This window comes from Achromobacter anxifer (assembly GCF_903652925.1).
GTDB classification, from domain to species: Bacteria; Pseudomonadota; Gammaproteobacteria; order Burkholderiales; family Burkholderiaceae_B; genus Achromobacter; species Achromobacter anxifer.
Genome location: NZ_CAHLAR010000010.1, coordinates 17,302 through 31,171, shown reverse-complemented (window position 1 = coordinate 31,171; position 13,870 = coordinate 17,302). Strand labels below are relative to the sequence as shown.

Below are 13,870 nucleotides of genomic sequence, written 5' to 3'. Positions count from 1 at the left end.
GGGCACGCTGCCCGGCTCGGCATATGCAAGGAGAATTGGATGCTCATCACCGAACCCGCCCGCCAAGTGCCGCTTTACGGCGAGTATGACGTCGTCGTGCTGGGAGGCGGCCCCGCCGGCCTCCTGGCCGCCGCCAGCGCCGCGCGCAACGGCGCCAGCGTGCTGCTGGTGGAGCGCTACGGCTTCCTGGGAGGAATGGGCACGGCGGCCGGTGTCTCCAACTTCTGCGGTCTGCACGCGAACGTCCGCGGCAACATCCGCCAGGTGGTCCACGGCATGACGGACGAGCTGCTGGACCGCATGCGGGCCATGGACGGGCTCAACGATCCGCACCTGATCCTGGGCAAGATCCACGCCCAGGCCTACGACATCTCGGCCTTCAAGTGCGCCGCCGACGGGCTGGTCCAGGCCAGCGGCGCCCAGGTGCTGTTCCATGCCCTGGCCACCGGCGTGGCGCGCGGCGCGGACGGCGGCGTGGACGCGCTGTTCCTCGAAACCAAATCGGGCCGCTGCGCGGTGCGCGCCAAGATCTTCATCGATTGTTCGGGCGACGCCGACATTGCCCAGTGGGGCGGCCTGCCCTTCGAAAAGGGCGACGAGCACGGCGGCATGCTCTATCCCACGCTGATGTTCAAGGTCGGCAATGTCGACGGCGCTCGCGCCCAGGAAGCCTGGAAGACCATTCCGCAGCTGATGGACCAGGCCGCGGCCAGCGGCGAATTCACCTTCCCGCGCCGCGGCGCCATCGTGCGCCCGCAAAAGCACGACTACGAATGGCGGGTCAACGTCACCCAGCTGGCCAATGCCGACGGCAGCGCGGCCGACGGCACCGACGCCAATTCCCTGTCGGCCGGCGAGCTCGAAGGCCGCCGCCAGATCGTGCAGTACCTCGCCTTCCTGCGCGCCAAGGTGCCAGGCTTCGAGCAAGCCTACGTGCTGGACATCGCCCCGCAGCTGGGCATACGCGAGACGCGCCGCATCGTGGGCGAAGCCATGCTGAGCAAGGACGACGTGCTGGGCTGCGCCGACTTTGCGGACAGCATCGGCGTCAACGGCTGGCCGCTGGAAATGCACACGGCCGGCGACGTGCAATGGCTCTGGCCGCCGATTCCGGAATCGCGCGGCTACAACCAGCTGCCGTTCCGCATGATGGTGCCCAGGCGCGCCCCGGGCGTGGCCGGCAACGTGCTGGTGGCGGGCCGCTGCGCGTCCATGACGCACGAAGGCCAATCGGCGGCGCGCGTCAGCGGCAGCTGCTTCGTGATGGGCGAGGCCGCGGGCACGGCCGCCGCCATGGCGCTGCGCGCCGGTATCGCGCCGGGCGACGTGCCCATTCCCGCCCTGCAGGCGCAACTCACCCAACAGGGCGTGTTCCTGGGCGGCCAGGACTGAACCAGGCGGAGGCCACACATGAACGCAACGCATACCGGTAAATCCGTCATCGTGGTGGGCGGCGGCATAGGCGGCCTGGCCGCCGCGCTGGCGCTGACCCGCCAGGGCATCGCGGTGCAGCTGCTGGAACAGGCCGCGCACATCGGCGAGATCGGCGCCGGCATCCAGCTGGGCCCCAATGCCTTCGCCGCGCTGGACGCGCTGGGCGTGGGCCAGACCGCGCGCACCCGCGCCGTGTTCACCGACCACATCATCATGATGGATGCCGTGGACGCCAAGGAAGTCGTGCGCATCGATACCGGCGAGGCCTTCCGCGAGCGCTTCGGCGGCCCCTACGCCGTGATCCACCGCGCCGACATCCACCTGTCCATCCTGGAAGCCGTGCAGCAGAACCCGCTGATCAGCTTCCGCACGTCTACCCAGATCGCCTCCATGTCGCAGGACGACCGGGGCGTGGAGGTCGTGGACACGCAGGGCCAGCGCTACCGCGCCGACGCAGTGGTGGGCGCGGACGGCGTGAAGTCCGTGATCCGCGAACGCATGGTGGGCGACCCGGCGCGCGTGACGGGCCACGTGGTGTACCGCGCCGTGGTCGAACGCGAGAACATGCCCGAGGAGCTGCGCATCAACGCGCCGGTGCTGTGGGCAGGCCCACACTGCCACCTGGTGCACTACCCCCTGCGCGGCGGCCAGCAATACAACCTGGTGGTGACCTTCCACAGCCGCGAACAGGAAGAATGGGGCGTGCGCGAGGGCAGCAAGGAGGAAGTGCTGTCCTACTTCCAGGGCATACACCCGCGTCCGCACCAGATGCTGGACCGGCCCACCTCATGGAAGCGCTGGGCCACCGCCGACCGCGAGCCCGTGGAGCGCTGGGGCCAGGGCCGCGTCACCATACTGGGCGACGCCGCCCATCCCATGACGCAATACATGGCCCAGGGCGCCTGCATGGCGCTGGAGGACGCGGTAACGCTGGGCGAGGCCGTCAGGCAATGCGGGCACGACCTGGAGGCCGCCTTCCGCCTGTACGAATCCGTCCGCATCCCGCGCAGCGCGCGCGTCGTGTGGTCGACTCGGGAGATGGGCAGGCTTTATCACGCGCGGGGCGTCGAACGCACCGTGCGCAACATGCTGTGGACTGGCCGCAGCCAGTCCCAGTTCTACGACGCGTTGCAGTGGCTGTACGGTTGGAAGGTGGAAAACTGCCTCGCGGGGCATTCCTCTCAATAGAAAAAATGCAGGCACCAAGGAGACAATCATGAGAAAAACCGCAGTCCGCGGCAGCGCCGCGATCATGCTGGCGCTGGCCTCGTTCGCCGCCGCCGCGCAGCAGAAGCCGGTGGACATCGGCTTCATCGGCACGCTGTCCACCCCTGCCGGCTACATCGGCGAAGACGAGCGCGACGCCTTCATGCTGGCCGTGAAGGAAGGCGGCGGCAAGCTGGGCGGCGTGCCGGTCAACGTGCGCGTCGAGGACGACGCGCTCAAGCCCGCCAACGCCAAGCAGATCGCCGACAAGATGGTGCAGAGCGGCGTGCGGCTGTTCACCGGCATCAACTTCTCCAATGTCATGGCGGCCGTGGGCCCGACCGTGCTGAACGCCGGCGGCTTCTACGTCAGCCTGAACGCAGGCCCCTCCAACTACGCCGGCAAGGCCTGCAACCCCAACTACTTCTCGGTGGCGTTCCAGAACGACTCCTACGCCGACACCGCCGGCCTGGCCGCCAACGAGCTGGGCGCCAAGCGCGTCGTCATCATGGCGCCCAACTACCAGGCCGGACGCGACGCCGTCGCCGGCTTCAAGCGCACCTACAAGGGCGAGATCGCCGACGAGATCTACACCAAGCTGGAACAGGCCGACTTCTCGGTCGAACTGGCGCGCATCCGCTCGCTCAACCCCGACGCCATCTTCCAGTTCCATCCGGGCGGCGCGGGCATCAACCTGACCAAGCAGTTCGCCAACTCCGGCCTGGCCGACAAGATCCGCATGATCACGCCCATCTACTCGATGGACGACCGCATGCTGGCCGCCACCGGCAACGCCGGCAAGGGCTTCTACCTGAGTTCGCTGTGGAGCGCGGACCTGGACAATCCGCAGAGCAAGCATTTCGTCGAAGCCTTCACCAAGGCCTACAACCGCGCGCCCACCGCTTACGCGGCGCAGGCCTACGACACCGCCAACCTGATCGGCTCCGCGCTGAAGGCGGTGGACGGCGACGTCACCGGCCGCGCCGACGACTTCCGCAACGCGCTGCGCCGCGCCGACTTCCCCAGCGTGCGCGGCAAGTTCAAGTTCGGCCCCAATCAGCATCCGATCCAGGACTGGTACCTGCTGCACATCGAAGACGGCCCGGACGGCAAGCTGGTCTACAAGAACCTGAAGGTCATCGCCCGCGACCACACCGACGTGCACGCGGCCGACTGCAAGATGTAAGTCCGCACGGCGCCCGGCGGATTGCGCGCAGTCCGCCGGGCCCACTCCACAAGGAGTCCCCATGCTGATGTTCCTGGAGCAGGTCCTGAACGGCCTGCAGTACAGCGCTTTGCTGTTCCTGTTGTCGGCGGGCTTGACGCTGGTGTTCGGCATCATGAACGTCATCAACCTGACGCACGGCTCGTTCTACATGGTGGGCGCGTTCTGCGCGGCCAGCGCGGCGGCAGCCACCGGATCGTTCCTGGCGGCGGTGCTGGCCGCGCTCGCGGGCGCCGCGCTCTACGGCCTGGTAGTCGAACTGCTGGTGATCCGTCACCTCTACCGCCGCGACCACCTGGATCAGGTGCTGGCCACGCTGGGCCTGACGCTGTTCACCAACGAGATGGTGACCGTGCTGTTCGGCCGCAGCCCGCCCTTCATGGACATCCCGCCATTCCTGTCGGGCTCCATCGAAATCCTGCCAGGCCTGAACTATCCCCTCATGCGGCTGGCCTTCATCGGCGCCGGCGTGCTGGTGGCGCTGGGACTGTGGCTGCTGATCTCGCGCACCCGCGTCGGCATGCTGGTGCGCGCCGGCGCGGACGACGGCGAAATGGTCGACGCGCTGGGCGTGAACATCCAGCGCCTGTTCACGCTGATCTTCACGCTGGGCGCCCTGCTCTGCGGCTTTGCGGGCGTGATGGCGGCGCCGCTGCTGGCGGTGGAGATCGGCATGGGCGAACGCATCCTCATCACCACCTTCGTGGTCATCGTGGTGGGCGGCGTGGGCTCGGTGCGCGGCGCGCTGGCGGGTTCGCTGATGATAGGCATGACCGACGCGCTGGGGCGCGCCTACATTCCGTTCTGGATGTCGCGGCTGTTGCCGCCGGAGCTGTCGGACTCGGCAAGTTCCAGCCTGGTCTCGGCCAGCATCTACATCCTGATGGCCATCGTGCTGCTGTTCAAGCCGCGCGGCCTCGTGCCCGCGCAACGCTAGGGCCCCGCAAGGCTTATTACAACGTGAACAGGCCCTGGAGACGACTTCCATGACCAGAAAAATCATCGTCAACACGATCGGGCTGCTGCTGTTCGCCCTGGTGCCGGCCATCGCGTCGGCCACCGGCGAAAGCTTCCTGGTCAACCTGATGACGCGCTTTCTCATCTACGCCATCGCCGCCGTCAGCCTGGACCTGATCCTGGGCTACGGCGCCATGGTCAGCTTCGGCCATGCCGCCTTCTTCGGCCTGGGCGGCTATGTGATCGGCATCGCCGGCTTTCACCTGGCCCAGGGCGACACGCTGTTCGGCTGGAGCGGCAGCAACGCGGCGCTGGTGATGTGGCCCCTGGCCATCGCCGCCGCCGCGCTGGCCGGCCTGGTCGTTGGCTTCCTTTCGCTGCGCACCTCGGGCGTGCAGTTCATCATGATCACGCTGGCCTTCGGGCAGATGCTGTACTTCATCCTGGTCGGCCTGATGGTCTATGGCGGCGACGACGGCCTGTCCATCGATGCGCGCAACACCCTGCCCGGCCTGGACATGAACAGTCCCGCGACCTTCTACTACGTCTGCCTGGCGCTCATGACGGCATGGATCCTGGCCTGCCGCCGCATCGTCAATTCGCCCTTCGGCATGGCGCTGCAAAGCATCAAGCAGAATCCGCGCCGCAGCATCGGCCTGGGCCTGGCGCCCTTGCGCTACCGGCTCACCGCCTTCGTGCTGTCGGCCGCCGGCACCGGACTGGCGGGCGCGCTATGGGCCAACTACGCGCTCTTCGTCAGCCCCGACATGACGTCCTGGCAGAAGTCCGGCGAACTCATGGCCATGGTGATCCTGGGCGGCATGGGCTCCATCTTCGGCCCCGTGCTGGGCGTGGCCGTGTACCTGGGCCTGGAACAGGTCGCCACCGCCTGGACCGAGCACTGGATGCTGATCCTGGGCCCGGTGCTGGTGCTGGTGGTGCTGTTCGGCAAGCGCGGCGTCTATGGCTGGCTGGTGGGAGGCAAGCACCATGACTGATCATCCAAAACTGGAAATCCGCGACCTGCAGAAATCCTTCGGCGCGGTGCGGGCCACGCAAGGCGTCAACCTGCAGGTCCGACCCGGCGAACTGCATGCGCTCATCGGCCCCAACGGCGCGGGCAAGACCACCTTGCTATCGCAGATCAGCGGCGAGATCCTGCCGGACGCCGGCGGCATCCTTCTGGACGGCCGCGACATCACCCGCATGCCCGCGCACAAGCGGCCCGCGGCCGGACTGGCGCGCTCGTTCCAGATCAGCCAGCTCTACCCCGCTTTCAGCGCCGAGGACAACGTCGCCATGGCGGTGCAGGCGCACAGCCCCGGCGGCTTCAATCTATGGAAGAACGCCCGCCGCCTGCCGCAACTGCGCCAGCCCGCCAAAGAGGCGCTGCAACGCGTCGGCCTGGGCGAACGCGCCCACGTGCGCGTCTCGGAACTGGCCCACGGCGAAAAGCGCCAGCTGGAACTGGCGATGGCCCTGTCGCTGGACGCCTCGCTGCTGCTGCTGGACGAACCCATGGCCGGCATGGGCGCAGAGGAATCCCAGCGCATGACCGCCCTGCTGCAGGAACTGAAGGGCCGCTACGCCATCCTGCTGGTCGAGCACGACATGGACGCCGTCTTCGCCCTGGCCGACCGCATCACCGTGCTGGTCTACGGCAAGACGATCTTCACCGGCACGCCCGACGAGGTGCGCCATCACCCCGACGTGCGCGCCGCCTACCTGGGCGAGGAGGACTGATGCTGCAAGTCAAGCAACTGCAGGGCGGCTATGGCGCCAGCAAAGTATTGTTCGGCGTGGACCTCGACATCGCCGCAAGCCAGGTCGTATCCCTGATCGGCCGCAACGGCATGGGCAAGACCACCACCGTCAAAACCATCATGGGCATGCTGCCCGCGCAGGGCGGCAGCATCCTGCTCGACGGCAAGCCCATTGCGGGCCAGGCGCCGCACCGCATCGCCCAATTGGGCATAGGCCTGGTACCCGAAGGCCGCCGCGTCTTCGGCTCGCTGTCGGTGGAAGAAAACCTGATCGCCACCGCCCGCAACACCCGCGCGGGCTGGCACGTAGGGCGCGTCTTCGACCTCTTCCCGCGCCTGAAGGAACGCCGCGCCCAATCCGCCCGCACCCTGTCCGGCGGCGAACAACAAATGCTCGCCGTCGGCCGCGCGCTCCTAATCAACCCGCGCCTGCTCATCCTGGACGAAGCCACCGAAGGCCTGGCGCCGCTGATCCGCCAGGAAATCTGGAACTGCCTGCGCCGCCTGAAGGAAGAAGGCCAGACCATCCTGGTGATAGACAAGAACCTGAAGGAAATGGCGACGCTGGTGGACCGCCATCACGTCCTCGAAAAGGGCCGCGTCGTCTGGCAGGGCAGCCCTGCGGTACTCGCCGCGCAACCGGAGTTGGCGCAAAGATATCTGGGTGTGTAGGACGGGGCTAGCTCGTCTTGCCCGTCGATTCGAGGACGCGACGACGTGCAGTCTTTCCATTCGCGAGGGCGGTGACATCCAGTCTTTGGATTCGCGCAAGCAACGGCGTCTAGTCCTTGGATTCGCAAAAGCAGAGGCGATTGCCGAAAGGATCGATAACCTGCATCTCGCGCCCCCACGGCGCCTCTTCCACGCCGGGCCGCATATAGCCGTAGCCCTTGGCGTTCACCTCTGCATGAAACTCGTCCACGCCCCGCATCCGCACGAACACCGCGGCCCCGGGCGTGGCGTCGCCGTGGTGCTCGCTCAGATGCAGCACCAGATCACCGCGATGCACCTGCGCATAGAGCGGCATGCCCGGCTCGAAGCGGTGCTCCCAGTCCCACTCGAACCCCAGGAAATCCAGATAGAACTCGCGCGCCTTTTCAACGGAGAAGATGCGCAGGATGGGAATGGCGGCTTGCAGGTGCATGACGGCCTCAAGTCAGTAAGCAAGGACTCCCAGCATAGATCACAAGCCGCACACCAAAGCGCAAAGCGCACACCCTCACGACGCAAGCCACCACGTAAGCCCCAAAAGGCCGCCCGCGCGGCCGGCCTGGGGCGGGCCCCGCAAGATCTTCCGCCGCCAATCAATGAAGGCAAGAACCCTAAGCACACTGCTCGCCCCAGCTGACGTCATGTTTCAGATGCTGGAGCCCGGTGCGTCGGTGGCCCGGGATGCGCGGGGAGTCGATAAGCCCGACGGAATCCGTAGGGAAGGCCGAAGGCCTGGACGAGGATGAGGATGGGGCAGTCCGGAGCGAAGGCTCCGGACCGCAATCGTTGACCCGCGCATTCCGGGCCACCGGCGCACCGGGCGTCTTAAGAACCAACAACGCCCATCAAAACAAAGCCAATCAATTCAAACTAGCACCCGAGATCTTCACAATCTCCTGATACTTAGCCTTCTCATTCTTCACGAACTCGGCAAACGCCTCAGGCGTCATCGGCGCAGCTTCAGACCCCATCGTCAGCAAGCGCTGCTTCACATCCGCCTGCTGCATCGCCTCGGCATAGGCCTTGTTCAGCTTCGCCACCACAGGCGCCGGCGTGCCGCCCGTCGTGAACACCCCGAACCAGGTCCCCAGGTCAAAACCCTTGATCCCCGACTCTTCCACCGTAGGCACATCCGCCAGCAGCGACGAGCGCTTGGCCGTCGTCACAGCCAACGCCTTCACCTTGCCGTCCTTGATCAGCGGAGCCGAAGCCGCCAGGTTGTCGAACATGAAATCCGACTGCCCCGACAACAGCGCCAACTGCGCAGGCGCCGCGCCTTGGTAAGGAATGTGCTCGACGTTGATCCCCGCGCGCGCCTTCAACAGCTCGCCCGAAAGATGGCCAGCGCTGCCATTGCCGCCCGAACCGTAATTCAGCTTGCCCGGATTCTTCTTCGCATAGTCGATCAGATCAGCCAGCTTTTCGATCTTGTTCTTCTCGGCGAACTCGACGTTCATCACCAGCACATTGGGCACCGAGGCCACGATCGTCACCGGCGCGAAATCCTTCACCGGGTCATACGGCAGATTGGCGAACAGCCAGGGATTGATCGCGTGGGTCGCCACCGCGCCCATCACCAGCGTATAGCCGTCGGCCGGCGCCTTGGCCACCAGGTCCGCGCCGATGTTGCCGCCCGCGCCCGAACGGTTTTCCACGATGACCGGCTGGCCCAGCGAGCCGCGCACCTTCTCGGCCAGCATGCGGGCCATGGTATCCAGCGGACCGCCGGGCGGGTAAGGCACGACGAAGCGCAGCGGCTTGGTCGGGAAATCGGTGGCCTGGGCCAGCGCCGGCGCGCCGAAAGGCAGGGTCGCGGCCAGCGCCACGGCGCCTTGCAACAGGGCGCGGCGCACGGCGCTGCGGGGGGTCTGCGTCATGATGTTGTTCTCCTCGCTTGGGATCAATAGCGGTCAGTAGCATACCGCAGCGAGGAATAAGGCGTAACAAAGAGATACCAGCAGAACCGCCGGCTATTCGGATGACAACGCCCCCGCCACGTCCCGGGAAGCAGGCCGGCCGCCCCATGAAAAACACCCCGAAGATCGGCTCGGCGTCCAATCTTCGGGGTGCGGTTCGGAAGGCGGTTCCGGATCAGTGCAGGATCTGGCTCAGGAACAGCTTGGTCCGGTCGTTCTGCGGATTGTCGAAGAACTCGTCCGGGCTGTTCTGCTCGATGATCTCGCCGCGGTCCATGAAGATCACGCGGTTGGCGACCTTGCGCGCGAAGCCCATTTCGTGGGTCACGCAGATCATCGTCATGCCGCTTTCCTGGGCCAGACTGACCATCACGTCCAGCACTTCCTTGACCATTTCCGGGTCCAGCGCGGAAGTCGGCTCATCGAACAGCATGATCTTGGGGCTCATGCACAGCGAACGCGCGATCGCCACGCGCTGCTGCTGGCCGCCCGACAACTGGCCGGGGAATTTCTTGGCTTGGTCCGGAATACGCACGCGCTCCAGGTACTTCATGGCCGTGGCCTCGGCCTCGGCGCGCGGCTTCTTCAGCACCCACATGGGTCCCAGCGTCAGGTTCTCCAGCACCGTCAGGTGCGGGAACAGGTTGAAGTGCTGGAACACCATGCCGACGTCCTTGCGGATGGTCTCGATGTGCTTGAGGTCGTTGGTGAGCTCCGTGCCGTCCACGATGATGTGGCCCTTCTGGTGCTCTTCCAGGCGATTGATGCAGCGGATCATGGTGGACTTGCCCGAGCCCGACGGCCCGCACACCACGATGCGTTCACCTGGCGCGACGTCCAGGTTGATGTTGCGCAGCACGTGGAACTGGCCGTACCACTTGTTCACGTCCTGCAGTCGAATGATGGCATCAGACATGCCTGTACTCCCGTAAGTATCGCGATGCGCGCCCGCCTGTGGCGGACGCGCTGCAAAGTTCTAGCGTGCGTGGCCCGTGGCGAGGCGTTTTTCCAGCGCCTGGCTGTATTTGGACATGGAGAAGCAGAAGACGAAGTAGATGAGCGAAATGAACAGGTACGCCTCCACCCCGAATCCGCGCCATGCCGCGTCGGACAATGCCGCCTTGGCCGCCAGCGTCAGGTCGAAGATGCCGATGATCACCACCAGCGAGGTGTCCTTGAACAGGGCGATGAAGATGCTGACCAGCGGCGGGATCACGATCTTCAGCGCCTGCGGCAGGATGATCTTGCGCATCTGCTGCCAGTAGTTCAGGCCCAGCGAATCCGCGCCCTCGTACTGGCCTTTGGGAATCGCCTGCAGGCCGCCGCGCACCGTTTCGGCGATGTACGCCGCCGCGAACATGATGATCGCGATCTGCGCGCGCAGCAGCTTGTCGATGGAGAAGCCTTCCGGCAGAAACAGCGGCAGCATCACCGAGGACATGAACAGCAGGCTGATCAGCGGCACGCCGCGGATAAGCTCGATGTACACGACGCACAGCGCCTTGATGGCGGGCATCTTGGAGCGCCGGCCCAGGGCCAGCAGCACGCCGATCGGGAACGCGAAGGCGATGCCGAACGTGGACAGGATCAGCGTCAGCGGCAGGCCGCCCCAGCGCGCGTTTTCCACGTAGGTCAGGCCGAACACGCCGCCCCACATCAGGAGCGCCACGGCCGTCAGGCCCACGGTCCAGATGATGGCGAGCTTCCAGTTCCAGAAGCGCCGGATGCCGCTGCAGACGATCACGGCCACCAGGATGATGGTCGCGATCAGCGGACGCCATTGTTCGTCGAACGGATAGGTGCCGAACAGGATCAGCCGGTGCTTCTCGATGATGAAGGCCCAGCAGGCGCCGCCCGAAGCGCGGCACTCCTGCGCGTTGGCCGCGGAGAAGTTGGCCTTGATGAAGGCCCATTCCACCAGCGCCGGCACCGCCATCAGCAGGAACCAGGCCACCAGCACCGTGATGAGGATGTTCAGCGGCGACGAGAACAGGCGCGACTTGATCCAGGCCCAGGGACCCACGTGGGTGCTGGGCGGCGGCAGGCCTTCGGCGGGGATATGCGATGTGCTGCTCATATCAACGCTCCACCAGCGCGATGCGCTTGTTGTACCAGTTCATGAATATCGAGATCGACAGGCTGACCGTGAGGTACGCGCCCATGATGATGAGAATGCCCTCGATGGCCTGGCCCGTCTGGTTCAGCGTGGTGTTCACCACCGACACGATGTCGGGGTAGCCGATGGCCACGGCCAGCGAACTGTTCTTGGTCAGGTTGAGGTACTGGCTGGTCATCGGCGGGATGATCACGCGCAGCGCCTGCGGCAGCACCACCAGGCGCAGCACCTGCTTGCGGCGCAGGCCCAGCGAACCCGCGGCTTCCCACTGGCCGTTGTTGACCGCCTGGATGCCCGAACGCACCACTTCGGCAATGAAGGCCGAGGTGTAGATCACCAGGCCCGCCAGCAGCGCCGCGAACTCCGGAGACAGCGTCAGGCCGCCCGAGAAGTTGAAGCCCTTGAGCTCGGGCATGTCCAGGGTGAGCGAGGCGCCGCTGACCAGCCAGCCGATGATGGGGAAGCCGATGAGCAGGCCGATGGCGGCGCGGCCCAGCGGGAACACGTTGCCGGTCGCTTCCTGGCGCTTCTTGCCCCAATGGCCCAGCAGGATGATCGCCACGATGGCCAGGCCCAATCCGGCCAGCATCCAGTCCAGCGAATGGCCTTCCAGCCCCGGCACCTTCAGACCCCGGTTGGAGATGAAGACGCCCGGCAGCGGATTGTGCGCCTGGCGCGGACCCGGCATGTTTTCCGTGATCAGCGCGTACCAGAAGAACAACTGCAGCAGCAGCGGCACGTTGCGCATGACCTCGACGTAGACCGAAGTGATCTTGGCGACCAGCCAGTTCTTGGACAGGCGGCCGATGCCGATGAGCGTGCCGAGGATCGTCGCCAGCACGATGCCGATGACGGCCACGCGCAGCGTGTTGAGCAGGCCGACCAGGATGGCGCGGCCATAAGTGTCCGCCGGGGTGTAGGCGATGGGTGTTTCGCCGATGGCGAAGCCGGCCTCGCGGTGCAGGAAGCCGAAGCCCGTGGCGATGTTGCGCACGGACAGATTGTGCAGCGTGTTTGAAACCAGGAACCACACGGCCCAGGCCACGGCGGCCAGCGCCAGCACCTGGTAGACCACGGAGCGCACCCCGGGATCGTTCCAGTTCAGACGCCGGGGAGGTGCCGATGCAGGCGCGCTTTTATTGGGAGTATTCATGAGTGAATCTACAGAAGTCGGACACCGGGCAGCGAAGCCGTCAAGACCGCGCCACCCACTCCTGCCACCCGCCCGCGGGCGGGAGAGGAAAAACGGAGCGCCGGGCTCCGTTTTTCCAGGCAGCCGTGTGTTAGCGCACCGGCCAGCCGTACATCAAGCCACCTTGCTTGTAGGAAGCGTTCAGACCGCGCTCCAGCTTCATCGCGCTGCTCTTGCCCAGCGTGCTTTCGAAGCTTTCACCATAGTTGCCCACGTTCTTGATGATGTTGTAGGCCCACTTGTCGTCCACGCCCAGGTTCTTGCCCATGCCCGGGGTCACGCCCAGGATGCGCTGGATGTTGGGATTGGGGCTCTTGGCCATTTCATCGACGTTGGCCTTGGTGATGCCGTATTCCTCGGCTTCGAGCATGGCGTTGAGCGACCAGCGCACGATGTTGAACCATTGCTCGTCGCCCTGGCGGACCATGGGGCCCAGCGGCTCCTTGGAGAAGTCTTCCGGCAGGATGATGAACTTGTCCGGGTTCTCGAGCGTGGTGCGGGTCGACGCCAGCTGCGACTTGTCGGTGGTGAAGGCGTCGCAGCGGCCGGCCGAGAAGGCGCGGATGATTTCGTCGTACTTGTCGATCACGACCGGCTTGAATTCGATCTTCTGGCCGCGGAACCAGTCAGCCAGGTTCAGCTCGGTGGTGGTGCCGGGCTGCACGCAGATGGTGGCGCCGTTGAGTTCCTTGGCGCTCTTGACGTTCAGGTCCTTGGAGACCATGACGCCCTGGCTGTCGTAGTAGTTCACGCCCACGCCGATCAGGCCCAGCGTCGTGTCGCGCGTCAGCGTGACGGTGGTGTTGCGGGTCAGCACGTCCACTTCGCCGGACTGCAGCGCGGTGAAGCGTTGCTGCGTGTTCAGCGGGGTGAACTTGACCTTGGTGGCGTCGCCGAACATGGTCGAGGCGATGGCGCGGCACAGGTCGACGTCGATGCCCTTGTATTCGCCCTTGCTGTCAGCGATGGAGAAGCCCGGAATGCCCGTAGAAACCCCGCACTGGACAAACCCTTTTTTCTTGACGTTATCGAAGGTTGCGCCCGCATTGGCAGCCGCGGATGCTGCAAACAAAGCGGCGCCGATCGCGGCGAGTTTCAGTACTTTCATCGTGTTCTCCGTGTGGGATAAGGCGAAGTCGCACGCAGGCCGGGTTGGGTCCACGCATGGGCCGGATGGTAGCGTCCGCGCAGCACGCGGCGCATCCGGGAATTCCCTTGAAATATAGGGACACTGGGTGAAATGAAACGGTGTTTCCCGACAAAAAAGGGGACGCCTTTTGACCCGACGCAAACCTGTCTGGAAGCATTGCGCTGGAATATTTCTCCGGCTATCCCCCGGGAGGTTTAGGC

Annotated in this window: 13 protein-coding genes; 7 read left to right on the top strand and 6 right to left on the bottom strand. The window is 65.5% G+C overall.

Annotated features, from left to right (window positions below):
• Positions 1-39 precede the first annotated feature (39 nt).
• From HWY37_RS26085 to HWY37_RS26055, 7 genes are all read left to right on the top strand, one after another.
• Positions 40-1,392, top strand: coding sequence for an FAD-dependent oxidoreductase (locus HWY37_RS26085; RefSeq protein ID WP_176090186.1), 1,353 nt, complete (start codon positions 40-42; stop codon positions 1,390-1,392).
• An 18-nt stretch (positions 1,393-1,410) separates the two neighbouring features.
• Complete coding sequence (locus tag HWY37_RS26080) at positions 1,411-2,622, top strand: 3-hydroxybenzoate 6-monooxygenase (RefSeq protein ID WP_176090185.1); 1,212 nt, start codon at positions 1,411-1,413, stop codon at positions 2,620-2,622.
• Between the two features lie 28 nt (positions 2,623-2,650).
• The gene (locus HWY37_RS26075) at positions 2,651-3,826 is read left to right on the top strand and encodes an ABC transporter substrate-binding protein (RefSeq protein ID WP_176090184.1); all 1,176 of its coding nucleotides are present in this window, start codon (positions 2,651-2,653) and stop codon (positions 3,824-3,826) included.
• 61 nt (positions 3,827-3,887) lie between these two features.
• Positions 3,888-4,802 (top strand): branched-chain amino acid ABC transporter permease, encoded by a 915-nt coding sequence (locus tag HWY37_RS26070; RefSeq protein WP_175210135.1) that lies wholly within the window; start codon positions 3,888-3,890, stop codon positions 4,800-4,802.
• A 49-nt stretch (positions 4,803-4,851) separates the two neighbouring features.
• Entirely contained in the window at positions 4,852-5,820 is a 969-nt protein-coding gene (locus HWY37_RS26065) for a branched-chain amino acid ABC transporter permease (protein ID WP_176090183.1), read from the top strand.
• On the top strand, positions 5,813-6,565 hold the full coding sequence (locus tag HWY37_RS26060; protein WP_176090182.1) for an ABC transporter ATP-binding protein: 753 nt from the start codon (positions 5,813-5,815) through the stop codon (positions 6,563-6,565). The genes HWY37_RS26065 and HWY37_RS26060 overlap by 8 nt, the downstream gene beginning before the upstream one ends.
• Positions 6,565-7,257 (top strand): ABC transporter ATP-binding protein, encoded by a 693-nt coding sequence (locus tag HWY37_RS26055; protein WP_176090181.1) that lies wholly within the window; start codon positions 6,565-6,567, stop codon positions 7,255-7,257. The genes HWY37_RS26060 and HWY37_RS26055 overlap by 1 nt, the downstream gene beginning before the upstream one ends.
• A gap of 109 nt (positions 7,258-7,366) precedes the next feature.
• Here the strand turns inward: HWY37_RS26055 and HWY37_RS26050 are convergent, their stop codons facing one another.
• From HWY37_RS26050 to HWY37_RS26025, 6 genes are all read right to left on the bottom strand, one after another.
• Entirely contained in the window at positions 7,367-7,729 is a 363-nt protein-coding gene (locus HWY37_RS26050; protein WP_175210139.1) for a glyoxalase superfamily protein, read from the bottom strand.
• 427 nt (positions 7,730-8,156) lie between these two features.
• Positions 8,157-9,173 (bottom strand): Bug family tripartite tricarboxylate transporter substrate binding protein, encoded by a 1,017-nt coding sequence (locus HWY37_RS26045; protein ID WP_175210140.1) that lies wholly within the window; start codon positions 9,171-9,173, stop codon positions 8,157-8,159.
• 214 nt (positions 9,174-9,387) lie between these two features.
• A complete protein-coding gene (locus HWY37_RS26040; RefSeq protein ID WP_175210141.1) occupies positions 9,388-10,128 on the bottom strand; it encodes an amino acid ABC transporter ATP-binding protein in 741 nt (246 codons plus the stop codon).
• A gap of 60 nt (positions 10,129-10,188) precedes the next feature.
• Positions 10,189-11,289: an amino acid ABC transporter permease gene (locus tag HWY37_RS26035; RefSeq protein ID WP_175210142.1), complete on the bottom strand. Its 1,101-nt coding sequence runs from the start codon at positions 11,287-11,289 to the stop codon at positions 10,189-10,191.
• 1 nt (position 11,290) lies between these two features.
• Positions 11,291-12,481, bottom strand: a complete 1,191-nt coding sequence (locus HWY37_RS26030; protein WP_175210144.1) for an amino acid ABC transporter permease — start codon at positions 12,479-12,481, stop codon at positions 11,291-11,293.
• A gap of 130 nt (positions 12,482-12,611) precedes the next feature.
• A complete protein-coding gene (locus tag HWY37_RS26025; RefSeq protein ID WP_175210146.1) occupies positions 12,612-13,628 on the bottom strand; it encodes an amino acid ABC transporter substrate-binding protein in 1,017 nt (338 codons plus the stop codon).
• Between the last annotated feature and the right edge of the window lie 242 nt (positions 13,629-13,870).

Excerpts from the sequence above, each read along its gene's own strand:
- HWY37_RS26085 (WP_176090186.1), top strand. The coding sequence starts at position 40 with ATGCTCATCACCGAACCCGCCCGCCAAGTGCCGCTTTACGGCGAGTAT.
- HWY37_RS26080 (WP_176090185.1), top strand. The coding sequence starts at position 1,411 with ATGAACGCAACGCATACCGGTAAATCCGTCATCGTGGTGGGCGGCGGC.
- HWY37_RS26075 (WP_176090184.1), top strand. The coding sequence starts at position 2,651 with ATGAGAAAAACCGCAGTCCGCGGCAGCGCCGCGATCATGCTGGCGCTG.
- HWY37_RS26070 (WP_175210135.1), top strand. The coding sequence starts at position 3,888 with ATGCTGATGTTCCTGGAGCAGGTCCTGAACGGCCTGCAGTACAGCGCT.
- HWY37_RS26065 (WP_176090183.1), top strand. The coding sequence starts at position 4,852 with ATGACCAGAAAAATCATCGTCAACACGATCGGGCTGCTGCTGTTCGCC.
- HWY37_RS26060 (WP_176090182.1), top strand. The coding sequence starts at position 5,813 with ATGACTGATCATCCAAAACTGGAAATCCGCGACCTGCAGAAATCCTTC.
- HWY37_RS26055 (WP_176090181.1), top strand. The coding sequence starts at position 6,565 with ATGCTGCAAGTCAAGCAACTGCAGGGCGGCTATGGCGCCAGCAAAGTA.
- HWY37_RS26050 (WP_175210139.1), bottom strand. The coding sequence starts at position 7,729 with ATGCACCTGCAAGCCGCCATTCCCATCCTGCGCATCTTCTCCGTTGAA.
- HWY37_RS26045 (WP_175210140.1), bottom strand. The coding sequence starts at position 9,173 with ATGACGCAGACCCCCCGCAGCGCCGTGCGCCGCGCCCTGTTGCAAGGC.
- HWY37_RS26040 (WP_175210141.1), bottom strand. The coding sequence starts at position 10,128 with ATGTCTGATGCCATCATTCGACTGCAGGACGTGAACAAGTGGTACGGC.
- HWY37_RS26035 (WP_175210142.1), bottom strand. The coding sequence starts at position 11,289 with ATGAGCAGCACATCGCATATCCCCGCCGAAGGCCTGCCGCCGCCCAGC.
- HWY37_RS26030 (WP_175210144.1), bottom strand. The coding sequence starts at position 12,481 with ATGAATACTCCCAATAAAAGCGCGCCTGCATCGGCACCTCCCCGGCGT.
- HWY37_RS26025 (WP_175210146.1), bottom strand. The coding sequence starts at position 13,628 with ATGAAAGTACTGAAACTCGCCGCGATCGGCGCCGCTTTGTTTGCAGCA.